This is a genomic window from Paenibacillus mucilaginosus 3016 (assembly GCF_000250655.1).
Classification (GTDB): Bacteria; Bacillota; Bacilli; order Paenibacillales; family NBRC-103111; genus Paenibacillus_G; species Paenibacillus_G mucilaginosus.
This window is the reverse complement of the sequence record NC_016935.1, coordinates 4,606,565-4,624,252: the sequence shown is the minus strand read 5'-3', so window position 1 is coordinate 4,624,252 and position 17,688 is coordinate 4,606,565. Positions and strand designations below refer to the sequence as shown.

Annotated in this window: 11 protein-coding genes and 1 pseudogene; 11 read left to right on the top strand and 1 reads right to left on the bottom strand. The window is 61.0% G+C overall.

All coding sequences use genetic code 11. The features are described from left to right. The first annotated feature begins 1 nt into the window (after position 1). The 11 genes and pseudogenes from PM3016_RS19490 to PM3016_RS19440 all read left to right on the top strand — a co-directional run bounded on the left by PM3016_RS19490 (position 2) and on the right by PM3016_RS19440 (position 16,472). On the top strand, positions 2-916 hold the full coding sequence (locus PM3016_RS19490) for a carbohydrate ABC transporter permease (protein ID WP_013918211.1): 915 nt from the start codon (positions 2-4) through the stop codon (positions 914-916). 29 nt (positions 917-945) lie between these two features. After that, the gene (locus tag PM3016_RS19485) at positions 946-3,090 is read left to right on the top strand and encodes a YIP1 family protein (RefSeq protein ID WP_013918210.1); all 2,145 of its coding nucleotides are present in this window, start codon (positions 946-948) and stop codon (positions 3,088-3,090) included. Beyond that, positions 3,087-5,441, top strand: coding sequence for a DUF5696 domain-containing protein (locus PM3016_RS19480; protein ID WP_014370630.1), 2,355 nt, complete (start codon positions 3,087-3,089; stop codon positions 5,439-5,441). The genes PM3016_RS19485 and PM3016_RS19480 overlap by 4 nt, the downstream gene beginning before the upstream one ends. Next, the gene (locus tag PM3016_RS19475; RefSeq protein ID WP_013918208.1) at positions 5,438-6,304 is read left to right on the top strand and encodes a carbohydrate ABC transporter permease; all 867 of its coding nucleotides are present in this window, start codon (positions 5,438-5,440) and stop codon (positions 6,302-6,304) included. Before PM3016_RS19480 ends, PM3016_RS19475 begins: the two co-directional genes overlap by 4 nt. Before the next feature lie 10 nt (positions 6,305-6,314). Continuing rightward, entirely contained in the window at positions 6,315-7,292 is a 978-nt protein-coding gene (locus PM3016_RS19470) for a carbohydrate ABC transporter permease (protein WP_013918207.1), read from the top strand. A 65-nt stretch (positions 7,293-7,357) separates the two neighbouring features. Continuing rightward, entirely contained in the window at positions 7,358-9,136 is a 1,779-nt protein-coding gene (locus tag PM3016_RS19465; RefSeq protein ID WP_014370629.1) for an ABC transporter ATP-binding protein, read from the top strand. After that, positions 9,096-10,913, top strand: a complete 1,818-nt coding sequence (locus tag PM3016_RS19460; RefSeq protein WP_014370628.1) for an ABC transporter ATP-binding protein — start codon at positions 9,096-9,098, stop codon at positions 10,911-10,913. Before PM3016_RS19465 ends, PM3016_RS19460 begins: the two co-directional genes overlap by 41 nt. A gap of 130 nt (positions 10,914-11,043) precedes the next feature. Further along, entirely contained in the window at positions 11,044-12,375 is a 1,332-nt protein-coding gene (locus tag PM3016_RS19455; protein WP_014370627.1) for an LLM class flavin-dependent oxidoreductase, read from the top strand. A 64-nt stretch (positions 12,376-12,439) separates the two neighbouring features. Next, complete coding sequence (locus tag PM3016_RS19450; RefSeq protein ID WP_013918203.1) at positions 12,440-13,759, top strand: LLM class flavin-dependent oxidoreductase; 1,320 nt, start codon at positions 12,440-12,442, stop codon at positions 13,757-13,759. Positions 13,760-13,788: 29 nt separating this feature from the next. After that, positions 13,789-15,107 (top strand): annotated as a pseudogene (locus tag PM3016_RS19445) (LLM class flavin-dependent oxidoreductase). A 15-nt stretch (positions 15,108-15,122) separates the two neighbouring features. Continuing rightward, positions 15,123-16,472 carry an ABC transporter substrate-binding protein gene (locus PM3016_RS19440; protein WP_014370626.1) on the top strand — a complete coding sequence of 450 codons (1,350 nt, stop codon included), beginning with the start codon at positions 15,123-15,125 and terminating at the stop codon, positions 16,470-16,472. Positions 16,473-16,671: 199 nt separating this feature from the next. Here PM3016_RS19440 and PM3016_RS19435 read toward each other — a convergent pair whose 3' ends face one another. Beyond that, positions 16,672-17,640 (bottom strand): aldo/keto reductase family protein, encoded by a 969-nt coding sequence (locus PM3016_RS19435; protein ID WP_041619483.1) that lies wholly within the window; start codon positions 17,638-17,640, stop codon positions 16,672-16,674. Between the last annotated feature and the right edge of the window lie 48 nt (positions 17,641-17,688).

Sequence of the window (17,688 nt, the reverse complement as noted above, 5' to 3'; positions counted from 1 at the left end):
CATGACCGCGTTCGTCTCGAAAGCATTGGGGCCTATCGGCCGGCTTGGCCGCAAACGCAGACGCAGCCGCCTGAATCGGATGGACGGCTTCCAGTGGGTGCTCACCATCCTGCTGACTTTACTTGCGGTGTTCATGCTGATGCCGATCGTGTACATTTTCAACCATGCCCTGAAGCCGTATCATGAGCTGTTCATCTATCCACCGAATCTGCTGGTGCGCGAGGCCACGCTGCAGAATTTCTCGGAGCTGTTCCTGGTGGCGGCGAATTCCACGGTGCCGATCTCGCGCTATCTGTTCAACAGCGTGATCATTACCGGGGCGGCCGTCGTGCTCGTGACGGTGGTCAGCGCCCTCTGCGCTTACCCGATCTCGAAGCACAAGTTCCCCGGACACGAGCTGGTCTTCGCCGCCATCCTGCTGACGCTCATGTTCGCCCCGGAGGTAGTGCAGATCCCGAGATACCTGGTCGTCAGCTACCTGGGCCTCATGAATACGTATCCCGGCCATATTCTCCCGCTGCTTGCCATGCCTGTCGGGGTGTTCCTGCTCAAGCAGTTCATCGACCAGATCCCGAACGATCTGCTCGAAGCGGCACGGATCGATGGCGCGGGCGAGTTCACCGTATTCCTGCGGGTCGTGATCCCGGTGTGCATGCCCGCCGTGGCCACCGTCGCCATTCTGACCTTCCAGAGCTCGTGGGGGAACATCGAGACCTCGTCCCTGTTCATGCAGGACGACGAGATGAAGAATTTTCCGTTCTTCCTCTCGACCCTGACGAGCAACCAGGCGAACCTCGTCGCCCGGCAGGGGGCGGCGGCGGCAGCCGCGCTCATCCTGTTCGTGCCGAGCCTGATCATCTTCCTGCTGCTGCAGGGCAAGGTGATCGCCACGATGGCCCATTCGGGCATCAAGTAGACACGTATCCGACCAAAGGAGGGACGAGATTGCGCCCGCATCCTGCTAGACGTATCCTGCTCACGGTGCTGGCCGTACTGCTGGCGGCTGTGCTCGTGCAGCCCGGCCGTACCTCTGCCTATACGCCATATAACACCAATTACAAAGACGCCTACGGGCAGCTGATCTGGACCCAATCCGCTTACAATCCGGGCGGGGCCCTGGGAAGGGATCTGTTCATCCCTGATCCCAAGAAGCCGGGGGCGCTCGTATACTCCCCGCTGAAGGGACCCCAGGACGTGTTCATCGACGGGAAGGATCAGATCTACATCGCCGATACAGGCAATAACCGCATTGTCCATCTGGATCCGGACGGGAAGTTCGTGCGGATGCTGGAAGTCAAAGAGAGTCCTCTCAAAGGGCCGCAGGGGCTCTTCGTGGACAGGAACGGGGACATCTACGTCGCGGACACGGGCAACAAGCGCGTAGTCCGGCTGGATGCCGAAGGGAAGCTGATCCGGGAATTCGCGCGCCCCGAGTCCAAGTTCCTGCCGGCTTCGTTCAAGTACGATCCCGTGAAGCTCGTCGTCGATAAGAGGGGCTTCCTGTACATTACCTCCCTCGGGGGCTACCAGGGACTGCTGCAGCTCGATCCCGGAGGAAGATTCCAAGGCTTCTTCGGATCAAACAAGACGCCGTTCTCGCTGATCGACGCGTTCAAGCGCTTCGTCTACACCCGCGAGATGTATCAGCGCGAGATCAGCAAGCTGCCGGGCTCGATCGCATCAAGCTCCATGGATCACGACGGATTGATCTATACGGTATCGAAGGAGGTGGAGACCGGCCAGATCAAGAAGCTGAACATCGCGGGGCTCGATATGCTCACCCAAAAAACAGAGTTCTCCGATGAGAAAATTGCACTCACCTATGGTGAAACCCCGTTCCGGGAGTGGGGAGAGGACACTCCTGTCCAGCTGAACGACTTGACGGTGGACCGTGACGGCAATATGACGGCGATCGATACCAAAAAGCGCGTGGTTTCCCAGTATGACGGCAGCGGCAGTCTGCTCTTCTTCTGGTGGGCGGATGCGGAGGTATCGGCGGAGAAGCTCGGCGTGATTCAGTCCCCGACGGCGATCGCCAGCTCGTCGAAGAACGACCTGTACATCCTTGACGGGGAGAACAATCTCCTGCAGAAGTTCGAGCTGTCGGAATTCGGCCGGCTCGTCCACCAGGCCAACCGTCTGACGCAGGACGGCCGGTATGCCGAGAGCGAAGTACTTTGGGCCGAGGTCTACCGGCTCAATGCGTTCTATACGCCCGCGATCCTGGGCCTTGCGAAGGCCGCTTACGGCAGGGGGGATTACGAACGCGCGCAGACGCTCTTCAAGGCGGCCGGCCAGGGACAGGGCTACTCGGATTCCTTCTGGCAGAACCGGCTGCTCTGGTTCCAGCAGCGCTTCGGGCTGCTGATGAACGTGCTCCTCTTCGGCGGTCTGGCGTTCTATGCTCTGAACAGGCTGACCAAGAATGCTTCCAGGCGCAGGCCCCAAGCCACCGGACCGGCGGGCGGCACCAGACTCCCCGGGCAGCTGCGGCATGCCTTCTATATTCTGAAGCATCCGCTCGACGGCTTCGCCGCCTTACGCTATGAGAACAAAGGGAGCTTCCTCAGCGCCTTCATTCTCTTCGTACTCGCCCTGGCGTCCTACTGCGTCATGGAAGGGGGGATCTCCTTCCTGTACAATCCGGACGTCCTTCTGGATCTGGGCCTTGGGACAGCCATCGTGCAGTTCCTCGTGATCTGGCTCGGCTGGATCATCGCCAATTATCTTATCTCGGCCATCTACCGCGGGGAAGGCCGGTTCCGCGATGTCGTCTATGGCAGCGCGTACGCCCTGTTCCCGTTCGTGCTCATCGGTGTGCCGCTCACGCTCCTCTCGCAGGTCATGACGCTGAACGAGGGAGCAGTGTACCGGTTCTTCTACTTCGGCCTGTTCGTCTGGGTCGGTCTGCTGCTCTTCTGGAAGGTACAGAGCCTGCAGAATTACAGTGTGGGCGAGACCTCCTTGAACGTATCGCTGTCCGTCTTTACGATGTGCGTCTGCGGCATGCTGCTCTTTATTACGTTCGGGCTCACGAAGGAGCTCTACGATTTCTTCTATTCCGTATTCCAGGAGGTGACCGTCCGGTGACGATCAAGAAGCTTAAGGAGCGGCTCGTCAAAAGGCTGGCTCTGCAGCGAAGCCTGCTCAGCCTGAATACACCCGCCAAGGGCCGGACGGTCCTGCTGCTCGGGCTCGGGCTGGCGCTCGGCCTGTCCGGCTGCGGTCTCCGGCCGCCGGATGCTCGCCCGGCGGCAGCGCCCGGGGGCGGACTGGGGAACGCGAGGGCAGAAGGGACGGCAGCCCCAACCGTCGCAGCCGTCCGCAGCACGCCTGCGCCGAAGCCCGGTCTGCCCGAGGAAGGCCGGTTTCAGCCGGCCGCCGAATCCGCAGGGCTGAAGCTGTGGGTCGACCCGCTCACCGCCCACTTCAAGGTGGAGCAGAAGGCCGGCGGGCAGGTGTGGCGCTCGTACCCGAACCCCGCTGCCTGGCCGGCCGAGACGATCGGAGGGACCTGGAAGAACAACCTCCTGTCCCCGATCATGGCGGAGTATATCGATGCGGCGAACTCCAAATCCCAGGCCAAGCTGATCTCCTGGCTCGAGGACAAGGGAGCACTGGAAGGCTTCCAGCTGACGAAGGACGGCTTCCAGGCGGCCTTCCGCTTCACGGGAACCGGCTTCCGCATTCCGGTCGAGGTGAAGCTAGGGGCCGACTATGTCGAGACGACGATCCGGGATGAAGGGATCGAAGAGGGCGAGCTCAGCCTGCTGAACCTGAAGCTGTACCCTCTGTTCGGTGCGGAGCCCTCGGCAGGGCAGGACGGCTACCTGCTCATCCCGGACGGCTCCGGTGCACTGATCCGGTTCAAACCGAACCTGACGGGCGACAAGTCCGTCTACCGGGAGAACGTCTATGGCCCGGACGATGCGTTCTTCACCGAAAATCTGGCGAGAGATCCTGTGCGCCTGCCGGTGTTCGGGCTGAAGTCCGGGCAGCAGGGTTTCGTCGGCGTGCTGACGTCGGGGGAGGAATATGCGAAGGTCTTCGCCGCTCCTTCCGGCGCACTCGGCAGCTCGAACTGGATAACCCCCGAGTGGCAGTACCGGATCAAATTTTTCCAGGGCACGAGCCGGCGGGGGAACACGGGATTTTTCACGTACAGCAAGGAACGCTTCACAGCGACCGCCCGCACGGCCAGGTATTACTTCCTGGAGGCCGGACACAGCGATTACGCGGACATGGCTGCGAGGTACCGCAGGCATCTGACCGAGGAGCAGGGGCTGAAGAAGCTGGTTCCGAAGAGCAGCCATGTACCGTTCTATGCCGATCTGATCGGGGCGGACAGCAAGAAAGGACTGCTGTCGGACCAATATCTGAAGGGGACGACAACCGATGAAGCGCTGCAGCTTGTACGCGACCTGCGGAGCAAAGGGCTGGATAATCTGATCATCCACTACACAGGCTGGCAGGAAGGCGGGTACAGCTCCTCCGGCGGACTGCTGCCCGTGGACTCCCGGCTGGGGGGCAATGAGGGCATGAAGCGGTTCATCACGGAAGCCCGCTCCCTGGATGTGCCGGTGTTTCTGACTGCGGATTATACGATCAACAACAACGGCAAGGACGGCTTCTGGCCGGTCTTCCACGGACGCCGCAATCTGGCGGGGACCGTCATCGAGTGGGAGAACCGGGAGAATTACGAGAGGACCACACAGGTGTCTCCGAAGTTCTATGCCAAGCTGGCGGAAGAGGATCTGCCGGAGTACCGGGAGCTTGGCGCCTCGGGCCTCTTATTCGTGAACGGCATCGGTCAGGTGCTGGGCAGCGATTTTAACAGCGGCTATCCGGCGACCCGGGGGGATGTGCTGCAGATTCACAAGGATCTTCTGAGCAGAACGCGCGGAGAACTCGGTGCGGTGGCGGCTGAGAATACCAATGCATACGCGCTTGGACAAGTGCAGCATATTCACCGGCTGACCGACCGCCATTCCTTCGACCTGTTCGTCGATGAGCCGGTGCCGTTCATCCAGATTGCGCTGCACGGCCTCGTCACCTACACGGCGGACTGGGCCAACCAGCGGACGGATTACCGGGCGGATTATCTTCGCAGCGTGGAATACGGCGCCTACCCGGCCTATGTCTTCACGGGCTCGCCCTCCGAGGCGCTCAAGGGAGCGTACTCGCAGAACCGCTTCAGCACCGATTACCGCGTTTGGATCGGGCAGGCGGCCGAAGAATACAGCAGGATCAACGAGGCGCTGGGAGGGGTTCAGGACCGGTTCATCACAGCGCACCGTACGCTGGCTCCGGGCGTCAAGAAGACGGTCTATGAAGGGGGCCATACGGTGATCGTCAATTACAATGAGACGCCCTATACGGACGGAAGCTTACAGGTGCCTCCAAGAGACTTTATCGTCACGAAAGGAGGGGAGGCGGGATGATCCGACGGCCGCTGCTGCCTTCGCACACGATCCGCAGGCTGGAAGGGACGCTGTTCATTGCGCCTTGGATCATCGGCTTCTTCGCCTTCGTGGCGTTCCCTCTGGCGTTCTCGCTCTACATGAGCTTTCACCGGGTGAAGGTGACGGTGGGCGGCATCGAAACGATTCCGAACGGCTGGGGGTATTACCGGGAGATCCTGTTCGCGGACGGCGGGCTGCTGTACGATTCGCTGATCCCGTTCCTGCGGGAGGCCGCTCTGATGATTCCGATCATTCTTGTCTTCTCCCTGCTGGTGGCCATCCTGCTCAACCAGAATTTCCGGGGGCGCACCTTCTTCCGGGTGGTGTTCTTCCTGCCGGTGATCTTCTCCTCCGGCCAGATCATCCTCGAGTTCATCAAGCAGGGGGAAGGGACGCTCGCCTTCGTGGAATCGCTCCGGATCGATGCTTACCTGATGAGCTATGTTCCCGCCTCGTGGGCGCAGCCGATCCATAACGTGCTGAATTCCTTCGTGCTTGTGCTCTGGTACTCCGGCGTCCAAATTCTGATTTTCCTGGCCGGGCGGCAGACCATCTCGTCTTCGGTGTATGAAGCCGCCCGGATCGACGGGGCGGACCCGTGGAATACGTTCTGGAAAATCACCCTGCCCGGACTGGTACCGTTCGTGTTCCTGAATTTGATGTTTACCGTCGTCGACCTGTTCACGTTTCCCGGGAATCCCATTATCTCGCAGGTCACGACAGCCAATTACGGCCTCTCGAGCGCGCTCGCCTGGATCTATTTTATGATCATCCTGGTGTTCGTAGGGCTCGTGCTCGGTTTGTACGGCAAAGTGGACCGGGCCTTCGCGGGCAAACGATAGGAGGAGAAGCATGGAACGTCTCGCAAGACTCACGGAGGATCTGAGAGGACGCCTGCCGGATGCCGGTACCCTGCGGGAGTGGCTGTATGGTGCCCGTACCCGGCTGATCGGCAAAGAAGCCGACAAAGGACTGCTCTTCCGGCTGTTCTTATATCTGATTCTCATCGATACCGCCTTTATTTATCTCAAACCGATTCTCTATATGATCACGACGATGATCAAGGATGCGCCGAACATGCTCGATCCTTCCGTCGTGTGGGTGCCCCGTTCGATCTATACGGGCCATCTCCAGGAAGCCTTCGAGGGGCTGAAGTACAAGACGGCCTTCTTCTACAGTCTGACCCTCTCGCTGTCGGTGGCGGTGCTGCAGATCCTCTCCTGCGCGATAGCAGGGTATGCGTTCGCCCGTCTCGATTTTCCCTTCAAGACTTTCTGGTTCGGCGCGCTCGTATTCACCTTTATCCTGCCCCCGCAGGTTACGATTCTGCCCTCGCTCATCATGTTCAAGTCATTCGGCTGGGCGAATACGTACCTGCCGATGATCGTGCCGGCCCTGTTCGGGCACGGGCTCAAAGGAGCCTTGTTCGTCATCATCTTCCGGCAGTTCTTCTCCACGCTGCCGAAGGAGCTGGAAGAGGCGGCGCGGATCGACGGGGCGAACGCCTTCCGGTTCTTCTTCAAGGTCATGCTGCCGCTCTCCCGCTCCGCCATCGTCGTGGTGTTCCTGTTCTCCTTCGTATGGAACTGGAACGACTTCTACCTGCCGTCGATGTATATGTCGGGGTCCAAGGAGGTCCCGCTGTCCATCTCGCTCGCGAAGCTGGCGGCCGGATTGCAGGCCGAAGGCGATCAGGGGGGCGTCAGCATCTTCGCCGAACCGATCAAGATGGCGGCTTCGTTCCTCATCATCCTGCCGGTGCTGATCGTCTACGGCATCGCCCAGCGCTGGTTCGTGGAAGGAGTGGAGAGAACCGGCCTCGTCGAATAGGGGATTCTACTATTTGCGTCATTAATCATTCATATCATTAATTAAATACAGGAAGAGGTTATCCCTTGGGTTCGGAACGCTTGCTTCGGTCCTATCTCAGATCCAAATGGTACGTGTACCTGCTCGCCCTGCTCGCCATCGCCGGAGGTAACGTCATCCACTCGCAGTACCCCCGGCTGCTTGGAAGCTTCACGGATGAGCTGCAGCAGGGGGCGCTGTCGAAGCTTACGATCAGCGTGTACAGCCTGAAGCTGCTCGGTGTGGGAGTATCCTACGGCCTGCTTGTCGCAGCCGGACAGTATCTGATTATGCGGGCGGGACGGCGGTTCGAGTACACCGCCCGCCAGCGGCTGTTCGGCCAGTTCACCCGGCTGAACTCCGATTTTCATACGAAGCATGGGGTCGGCCGGCTGCTCAGCTATGTCATGAATGACGTCACGTCGGTGCGGGAATCGATCTCGATGGGGATCAATCACACGATCAACTCCACCATCTTGATCCTGTCCGCCGTCGTCACGATGGCCTTCAGCTCCATCCCGCTGCCCCTGATCGGGGTGTGCATCCTGCCGCTGCTGCTCATTCCGTACTTCGTGATCCGCTTCCGCAGACCGGTCCGGGAACAGTCCCTGCGGGTGCAGGAGACGCTGGGCGCCATGACGGAGTCGGCGGAGGAGCAGTTCGGCGGCATCCGCGTCGCCCGCAAGTTTGCCGTAGAGGAAGTGATGGCGCAGCGCTTCGCGGATACGGTCGACCGCATCCGGGAAGCCCAGCTGTCGCTGGTGCGCGTATCCGCGTTCTTCCAGTCGCTGATCCCGCTGCTAGGCTCGCTCTCGCTTGTCGTCACGCTCGCCTACGGAGGCTATCTGACGCTGCGGGGGCGCATCACCCTCGGCCAATTCGTGGCGCTGACTCTGTATATGCGGATGATGGTCAACCCGCTGCAGCAGATCGGCCGGGTGATCAACACCATGCAGCGTTCCCGCGCCTCGCTGCAGCGGATCGGCGAGCTGCTCGGACGGGAGCCGGACATCCGGGACAGCCTGAATGCGGCCGATGCCGATCTGGAGCGGCAGCCGATCTCCATCCGGAATCTCAGCTTCACCTATCCGGACAGCGGGGATGAGGTGCTCCGGGAAGTGTCCGTCGAGATTCCCCCCGGCCGGCAGATCGGCATCCTCGGCCGGACGGGGAGCGGGAAGTCCACCCTAGTCAAGCTGCTGCTCCGCATCTATGATCCGCCCGAGGGAGCGATCCGCATCGGCGGCACGGATCTGCGGGAGCTGTCGCTCCAAAGCCTTCGCAGCCAGATCGCGTACGTGCCGCAGGAAGGCTTCCTCTTCAGTACGACGATCCGCGACAACATTGCGTTCTACCGCAGGGAGTCGCCGATCGGAGAGGTGGAGGAGGCGGCCGGGCAGGCCCAGATCCGCAGCAGCATCGAAGCGTTCGCGGACGGTTACGATACCCTGCTCGGCGAACGGGGGATCACCCTCTCGGGCGGCCAGCGGCAGCGGACTTCGCTTGCCCGAGGTCTGATCAAGAACGCGCCCGTCCTGATCCTCGACGACAGCGTAAGCGCCGTCGATACGGTGACGGAGCAGCGGATCCTCGAGACCGTCCGCCGGGAACGGAAGGGCCGGACGACGATCCTCATCGCCCACCGGGTCAGCGCCGTCCGCCATGCCGATGAAATTTTTGTCATGGACGGCGGACGGATCATCGAGCAGGGGACGCATACCCAGCTGCTCCGGCTTGGCGGCTGGTACGCCCGGATGCATGCCATACAAGAGGAGGGATCGCCGCATGTTCCGCACCACTTCGCGGAAGCCTCCGAAGGCGTCTGAGCCGGCTTCCCCGCCCGCCGAGAATACGGCTGCAGCCTTCCAGGGCTTGTACAGCTATGCCCGCCCCCACAGCCGCAAGTTCGCCCTGGTGCTCGTCTGCACGCTGCTCGCCATATCGGGCGACCTGCTGCAGCCCTTCCTCGTGAAGATCGCCATCGACGATCATCTGGCGAAGGGAGCGGAGTTCGGCGCGCTGGGCCTGATCGCGCTCGTGTATCTGATTCTGTCCCTGACTTCGTTTCTGTTCTCCTACCTGCAGGATAACCTGCTGCAGCAGGCGGGACAGAGCGTCGTCGCCGGCATCCGGAAGGATCTGTTCCGGCATATCCTGCGGCAGTCGGTTGCCTACTACGACCGGACGCCTTCCGGCTCGCTGATCACCTATGTGTCCAGCGATACGGAGTCATTGAACCAGTTTTTCACCGGGGTGCTCCTGTCTCTGGTGCGCGACGGCATGACGCTCCTGTTCATTATCGTCCTGATGTTTCAGCTCGATGTCACGATGACTTTGTACTGTCTGCTGCTGCTGCCGCTCATCGCGGGAATCGCGATAGGCTTCCGCGCTTATCTGCGCAGGACCTACCAGCTCTCGCGCACGCAGCTCTCGCGCCTCATCGCCTTTACCGCCGAGAACCTGTCGGGCATGCAGCTCATTCAGGCCTTCCATCAGGAGAAGGAGCAGCAGACGCGCTTCCTGGAGCGCAATGACGGCTATTACCGGGCCAATCTGCGGGAAATCCGCACGAACGTGCTCTTCAACCGCTCGTTCGACGTGCTCGGGAACCTGTCCGTGGCGTTCGTCACCTGGCTTGGCGGCTATGCCGTGCTCGGCCACAGCATCGAATTCGGGGTGCTCTATGCGTTCATCACGTATATCCGCCAGTTCTTCCAGCCGATTAACAACATCACCCAGCAGTGGAACCAGCTGCAGTCCGCGACTGTCTCCGTCAACCGGATCTGGAGCGTCTTCTCCCAGCAGCCTGTGGTCAGGGATCCGGAGCATCCGGTGCCTCTCGTGCCGGCCGAGGTGCAGGGACGGATTGATTTTGAGCGGATCTCCTTCCATTACGGGGAGGAGGGACCGGATGTGATCCAGGATCTCGATCTGCATATTCGTCCAGGCGAGATGATCGGAATCGTCGGAACCACCGGCGCGGGCAAAAGCTCCCTGATCTCGCTGCTCTGCCGCTTCTACGATGTGCAGAAGGGCAGCATCCGGATCGACGGGACGGATATCCGTGACATCGAGCCGAAGACCCTGCACCGGCTTGTCGGCCTGGTACAGCAGGAGCCCTACCTTTATTCCGGCAGCATCCTCGACAACGTGCGGCTGTTCGACCCTTCGATCTCCGCGGAAGCGGTGCAGGCAGCGTGCCGCCGGGTCGGGGCGCATGCCATGATCCTGCGCCTCAAGGACGGCTACGAGACGCGGGTCTCCGAGCGGGGAAGCGGGCTGTCGGCCGGAGAGCGGCAGCTGATCTCCTTCGCCCGCATTCTCGTGTTCGAGCCGCGCATCCTGATCCTCGACGAGGCGACGGCGAATCTCGATTCGCATACGGAGCTCATGATCCAGAAGGCGCTGCAGGAGGCGGCGAAGGGGCGGACCACGCTCATCATCGCCCACCGGCTGTCGACGATCACGGGAGCGGACCGGATCCTGGTTATGCGGCAGGGCCGCATCGCGGAGGAAGGCAGCCACCGGGAGCTGCTCGAGCTCGGCGGCCATTACTGGCAGCTGCACCGGTACGGCAGGAGCCCTGCCGCCGGGGCGGGATAAGTAAATGATGCCGTGCTTCAGGCAGGTTCAGATCAGATTCCACCATCGTTCATGGGGGAGCAGGGCTGGACCTTTGCCGGGACGGCAGCTTGATCACATTATTTTCAAACCCAAAGGAGCGAACTTACTCATGAGTCAACATACCCCCCCTGACCGACAGCTTCATCTTAACGCCTTCCTGGCCGCCACCGGCCACCATGAAGCCTCCTGGCGTCATCCGGCCACCCGACCGGAGCGCGGGCTGGACATCAAGTACTACCAGGAACTTACACAGACCGCCGAACGCGGCCTGCTCGACTCGGTCTTCCTCGCGGACGGCTATGCGGGCAAGTACGGCAAGCTCGAGCCGTTCACCATGCTGTCGGCGCTCGCCGTCGTTACCAAGCATATCGGCCTCATCGCCACCGTGGGTACAACCTATAACGAGCCGTTCCATGTGGCGAGGAAGTTCGCTTCCCTCGACCATATCTCGGGGGGGCGAGCCGGGTGGAATATCGTAACAGGGGCCGGCTCGGCTGCCTTCAACTTCGGCAGGGAGGCGCATCCGGAACATTCGGTCCGCTACGAATACGCCGAAGAATTCGTGGAGGTGGTGAAGCAGCTGTGGGACAGCTGGGAGGACGATGCCCTGGTCTATGACAAAGCGAACGGCGTCCAGATCGCCCAGGACAAGGTGCATGAGATCCACTTCCAGGGTGAGACCTACCAGGTCAAAGGTCCGCTGAACATTCCACGCCCGCCGCAGGGCTATCCCGTCCTTGTGCAGGCGGGGTCGTCCGAGACGGGACGGGAGCTCGCGGCGAAGACGGCCGAAGTCATCTTCACCGCCCAGCAGACGCTCGGGGAAGCGCGGGCGTTCTACCGCGATGTGAAGTCCAGGCTGGCGAAGTACGGCCGCAGTCCCCAGGAGCTGCAGATCCTTCCGGGCCTGAGCCCGATTCTCGCGGACACGGAGAGCGAAGCCCGGGACATCGAGCGGGAGCTGATCGAGCTGGCGAATCCCGAGAACTCCGTCCGGGGGCTGTCCAACTGGCTGGGCTTCGATCTGTCGCCTTATCCGATCGACGGCCCGCTGCCGTATGCCGACCTGCCGGGAGAAGAGAACATCAACGGGCACAAGGCGCGGTATACCCTCATGGTCGAGCTCGCCCGCAGGGAGAACCTGACGATCCGTCAGCTGACGCACCGGATCGCCGGCGCGCGGGGACACCTGACCTTCACCGGAACGCCTCTGCAGCTGGCCGACCTGATTGAGGAATGGTTCCTGACCGGCGGCTCCGACGGCTTCAATGTGATGCCGCAGCTGTATCCGACCGGCCTGAATACTTTCGTGGATAAAGTCATTCCGGAGCTGCAGAACCGCGGGCTGTTCCGCACCGCCTACGAAGGCGCCACGCTGCGTGACCGGCTCGGTCTTGCCCGGCCTGCGAACACCCGTCACCGTCCCGTCCTTCATTCGTAAGGCAGGAGCGGAAGCATAAAAGCCTCACCCTTTTACCCAATTCAGCTGAAAGAAGGGAACTCCCTTGACCACACCCGGCAAAAAAGCGCATTTCAACGTATTCCTGCGTGCCGCAGGCCACCACGAGGCGGCCTGGCGCCACCCCGATGTTTACCCGCAGGGGGATCTCGACATCCATTATCTGGCGGAGATGGCCCGCATCGCCGAGCAGGGGCTGATGGACTCCGTATTCCTCGCCGACGGCTATGCCGGCAAGGCCGCCAAGCTGGAGCCATTCACCCAGCTGTCCGCACTCGCTTCACTGACCGAGCATATCGGTCTCATCGCCACCGTCGGCACGGTCTATAACGAGCCGTTCCATGTGGCCCGGCAGTTCGCCTCGCTGGATCATATCAGCGGCGGGCGGGCCGGCTGGAATATCGTCACCGGTGCGGGGGACGCATCCCGCAACTTCAGCCGGGCGGCCCACCCAAAGCTTGAAGAGCGCTACGAAGGTGCCGAAGAATTCGTCGAGGTCGTCAAGCAGCTGTGGGACAGCTGGGAGGACGACGCTCTGCTGTACGACAAGCAGGCAGGGAAGCTGATCGACGACGCCAAGGTGCGCGACATCGGCTTCCGGGGCGAGCATTATGCGGTCAAAGGGCCGCTGAACATCCCCCGGCCGCCGCAGGGGCATCCGGTGCTCGTCCAGGCCGGCTCCTCCGAGCAGGGCAAGGAGCTCGCCGCCAGAACGGCGGAGGTCATCTTCACGGCGCAGCAGACGTTCGAGGCCGGCCGGCTGTTCTATACGGATGTGAAATCCCGGCTCGCCCGGTACGGCCGCTCCGCCGATGACCTGATAATCCTGCCGGGTCTGAGCCCCATCGTGGCCGACACGGAAGCGGAGGCCCGGGACCTGGAGGAGGAGCTGAATTCGCTCATCGATATGGACAAGGCGCTCGACCGGATGTCCGAGCGGTTCGAGGTGCACCTCTCGGGCTGCCCGCTGGACGGCCCCGTGCCGCTGGATCAAGCGAAGCGGCCGGAGGCGCTGGGCGGCATCAGCAGCCGGCAGGGGGTCATCCTCGATGCCGCCCGCCGGGAGAACATGACGATCCGGCAGCTGATCTACCGCCATGCCGGCGGGCACGGTCATATTACATTCACAGGCTCGACGCTGCAGACGGCCGATTTTATCGAGAAGTGGCTCCGGGAAGGGGCTTCGGACGGCTTCAACATCCTGCCGCAGACGTTCCCGCACGGGCTGCAGGCGTTCGTCAGCAAAGTGCTGCCCGAGCTGCAGAACCGCGGGTTATTCCGCACCGCCTACGAAGGCCGCACCTTGAGGGAGAATCTCGGACTCGCCCGGCCTGCGAATACGCTAATCCGGAATGCGACGGTCTAACTTTCAATCATGAAGAGGGGGAACTACATATGAGCACACCCGATAGAAAACTGCAGCTGAATGCCTTCCTGTACGGCTCGGGACACCATGAAGCATCCTGGCGGCATCCGCGTGCCGTACCGCACCGCAATCTCGATATCAGGTACGCGGCTGAGATTGCACGAACCGCCGAACGCGGCCTGATGGACGCCGTGTTCGTTGCCGACGGCTACGCCGGAAGATCGAATACGCTGGAGCCGTTCACATTATTCTCCGCATTGGCTCTCCTTACCGAGCATATCGGACTGATCGCGACGGTCAGCACCACCTACAACGAACCGTTCCACCTGGCGCGCCAGTTCGCTTCCCTCGATCATATCAGCGGTGGACGCGCGGGCTGGAATATTGTCACGGGCGGGGGCTCCGCCGCCTTCAACTTCAGCAGGGAGGAGCATCCCGAACACTCGGAGCGCTACCGGGTAGGTGAAGAATTCGTCGAGGTGGTGAAGCAGCTGTGGGACAGCTGGGAGGACGACGCACTCGTCTTCGACAAAGAGGCGGGGGTCCAGATTCATAACGACAAGGTGCACGAGATTCATTTCCAGGGGGAGAATTACCGGGTCAAGGGCCCGCTGAACATTCCACGTCCTCCGCAGGGCTATCCCGTCTTGGTGCAGGCCGGCTCGTCCGAGAGCGGCAAGGAGCTCGCCGCCAAGACGGCGGAGGCCATCTTCACCGCCTGGCAGACGCTGGAGGATGCGCAGACCTTCTACAGCGATGTGAAATCCAGGCTGGCGCGGTACGGCCGACCCCCGATCAGCTGCTGGTACTTCCGGGAATCAGCCCGATCCTCGCCGATACCGAGGCCGAAGCACGCGAGCTGGAGGAGGAGCTGCACTCGTATATTAACATCGAGGAGGCATTGAAACGCTTCTCCCCTGGCTTCGGCGTGGACCTCCGGGAATACCCGCTGGACGGCCCCCTACCGCTTCATGCGGTCAAATCCGTCGACGAGATCAACGGCAACAAAAGCCGGCACGGGATCATCACCGAGCTCGCGCGCAAGGAGAGCCTGACGATCCGCCAGCTGGTTCAGCGGCTCGCCGGGGCACGCGGACACTTCACCTTCACCGGAACGCCTCTGGCTCTGGCCGATGTCATCGAGCAATGGTTCAAGAACGGGGCGGCCGACGGCTTCAATGTCATGCCGCAGCTCTATCCTTCCGGGCTGGAGATCTTCGTCGATCAGGTCATACCGGAGCTGCAGAACCGCGGCCTGTTCCGTACATCCTATGAAGGCAGCACATTGAGGGACCGATACGGCCTGTCCCGTCCCGCGAATCCGCGGTCCCAAGCCGTCATCCACTAAAGGAGGAAGCACATCATGAACAAGCTGTGGCTGGGAACCGCCCTGCTGACCGCCGTATCTTTGTCCCTCGGAGCCTGCTCCCAAGGAACCCCGGAAGCCGGGGAAACGCCCGCACCCCAAGCTGCAGAAACGGCAGCCGGCAGCACGGAGAGCGATGACATTACGGAGCCGACGAAGCTCAAGCTGTTTGTCACCGGAGCCACCTTCACCGATACGGAGTTCAAGGTGCAGATCAAGGAGCAGGTGGAGAAGCGTTTCAAGAATGTGACGATCGAGCGCATTACCCCGCCGGCCGGGACAACGGTGCAGGACTTTTTCTCCTCGGGCGAGGAACCGGATCTCATCTTCGGCGACGGCTATCACGCGCTCAAGCAGCTGAAGGTGGTGGAAGATCTGCGGCCTTTTATCAAGAAATACAACTTTGACGAAAGCCGCCTGAAGCCGCATACCTACGATTACATCAAGGACTTCGGGGAGAACGGGGAGATCTACGGCATCCCCTACAATTCCAACCAGCATATTCTCTACTATAATAAAGATGTGTTCGACAAGTTCGGCGTGGCTTACCCGTCAGACGAACAGATGACCTGGGACCAGGCGTTCGAGCTCGGCCGCCAGCTCACCCGGGAGGAAGGCGGGGTGCAGTACATCGGCATCGATACCGAAGGACTCGGGATGCTGTCCCGGAGCTACGCCCTTCCGATTCTAGATCCCAAAACCGGCAAATCGGTCCTGAACTCGCCCCAGTGGCTCACCGTATTCCAGGCGGCGAAGACGAACTTCGAGATCCCGGGCTTCCTTCCGAAGGATGAGACCAAATATATGTGGGGCCGTGACGTCTTCATGAAAGACCGCACGATGGCGATGCGTCCGGCGTGGCTGGCCAACATGGTGGGGCCGCTGGAGGAGCTGCGGCAGCAGGGAATCGAATCGAATTGGGATATCGCCCCGGTGCCTACCTTCCCCGACCAGCTCGGTAAGACCCGCGAGGCGCAGGTGCACTCCATTACGCTGAGCTCACTTAGCAAGAATAAAGACGCGGCCTTCAAGGTCATCAAGTTCCTGCTCTCCGATGAGGCGCAGCGGGTCATCTCGCGGAACGGCCGTGTCCCCGCTGTTATCAATCCCGAGCTCGAGAAGGAATACGGCGCGGATGTAGGCGTGCTGAAAGGTAAGAAAATAGAGAATATTTTCAAATACGCTCCGCTGAAAACCCATGCTTCGCATAAGTATGAGAGCAGTATCACCAAGTTCGTCACCGAAGCCAACCTTGAGCTGGCGAGAGGAGCGGATGTCAATACCGTGATCCGCAAAACCTCGGAGACGATTGACAAAGAGGTCGAAAAGCTGCTGAAGAACGAGTAGGTCAGCAGGTTGCATGGGATGGAGAGCCGATATTCCCGCAGATGAGGGGATATCGGCTTTTTTCTGTCACAATCGCTTGAGTGCGTTTGACGGACGAGGCTGCAGAGCATCGACTCTTCAGCCAACTACAAAAACTCCCTGTGCCGAAGAGACCAGGGAGTTTGTTCATTAATGCAGTATCCATGCGAATGATCCGAGATTAAGCGGTCACGGCAGGAGAGGGGGCTTCTTCGGCAAGGATCGCTTCAATGCGCTCCAGTGTCTCTCCGCTGAGCTTGATGCCCGAAGCCGCAGCATTCTCCACGACCTGCTCGGGACGGCTCGCACCGATCAGGGCGCTGGAGACGTTCGGCTGGCGCAGAATCCATGCCAGGGACAGCTGGCTCAGCGTGATGTCCAGCTCCCGGGCGAGCTCCGTCAGCTTCGAGACTTTGTGCAGCTTGTCTTCTGTGATCCGCTTACGGAAGTTCTCGTGCTTCGCCGCACGCGAATCCTCAGGGAACCCTTCGACCGAAGTATATTTGCCCGTAAGCAGGCCTTGGGCCAGCGGCGAGAAGACGACCTGGCCGAAGCCCTTGCGTGTGCCCAGCGGGATGATCTCCTTCTCGATATACCGGTCGAAGAGGTTGTACACCGGCTGGTTCACCACGATGCGGTCCAGCAGGTACTTGTCTGCGATGGAGAAAGCTTCGGTGATCTGTGACGCTGTCCACTCACTGACGCCGACATAGAGAACCTTGCCGCTGCGTACGAGATCGTCGAACGCCCGGAGAGTCTCTTCCAGCGGCGTCTCGGGATCGAAGCGGTGGCTGTAATAGATATCCACGTAGTCCGTGCCTAGCCGCTTCAAGCTGGCGTTGGCGGCTTCGGTCACATGCTTGCGGGACAAGCCCCGGTCGTTCGGGCCGTCCCCGATCTTCCCGAACACTTTGGTAGCGAGCACAAATGATTCCCGCGGATAATCGCGGAGCGTCTCGCCGACGACGACCTCGGCTTCCCCTTTGGCATACACGTTGGCCGTGTCGAAGAAATTGATCCCGAGATCGTACGCCTTGCGGATGGAGTTTACCGCGTTCTCCCGTTCAACATACCCGCCGTAGGTCAGCCAGGAGCCGAGGCTGATCTCGCTGACTTTTAACCCGCTTGCGCCCAAATTCCGGTAAGACACTGTCATGATGATTCCTCCCCAAAATGGAAATGTAGTGATCTTGCTATG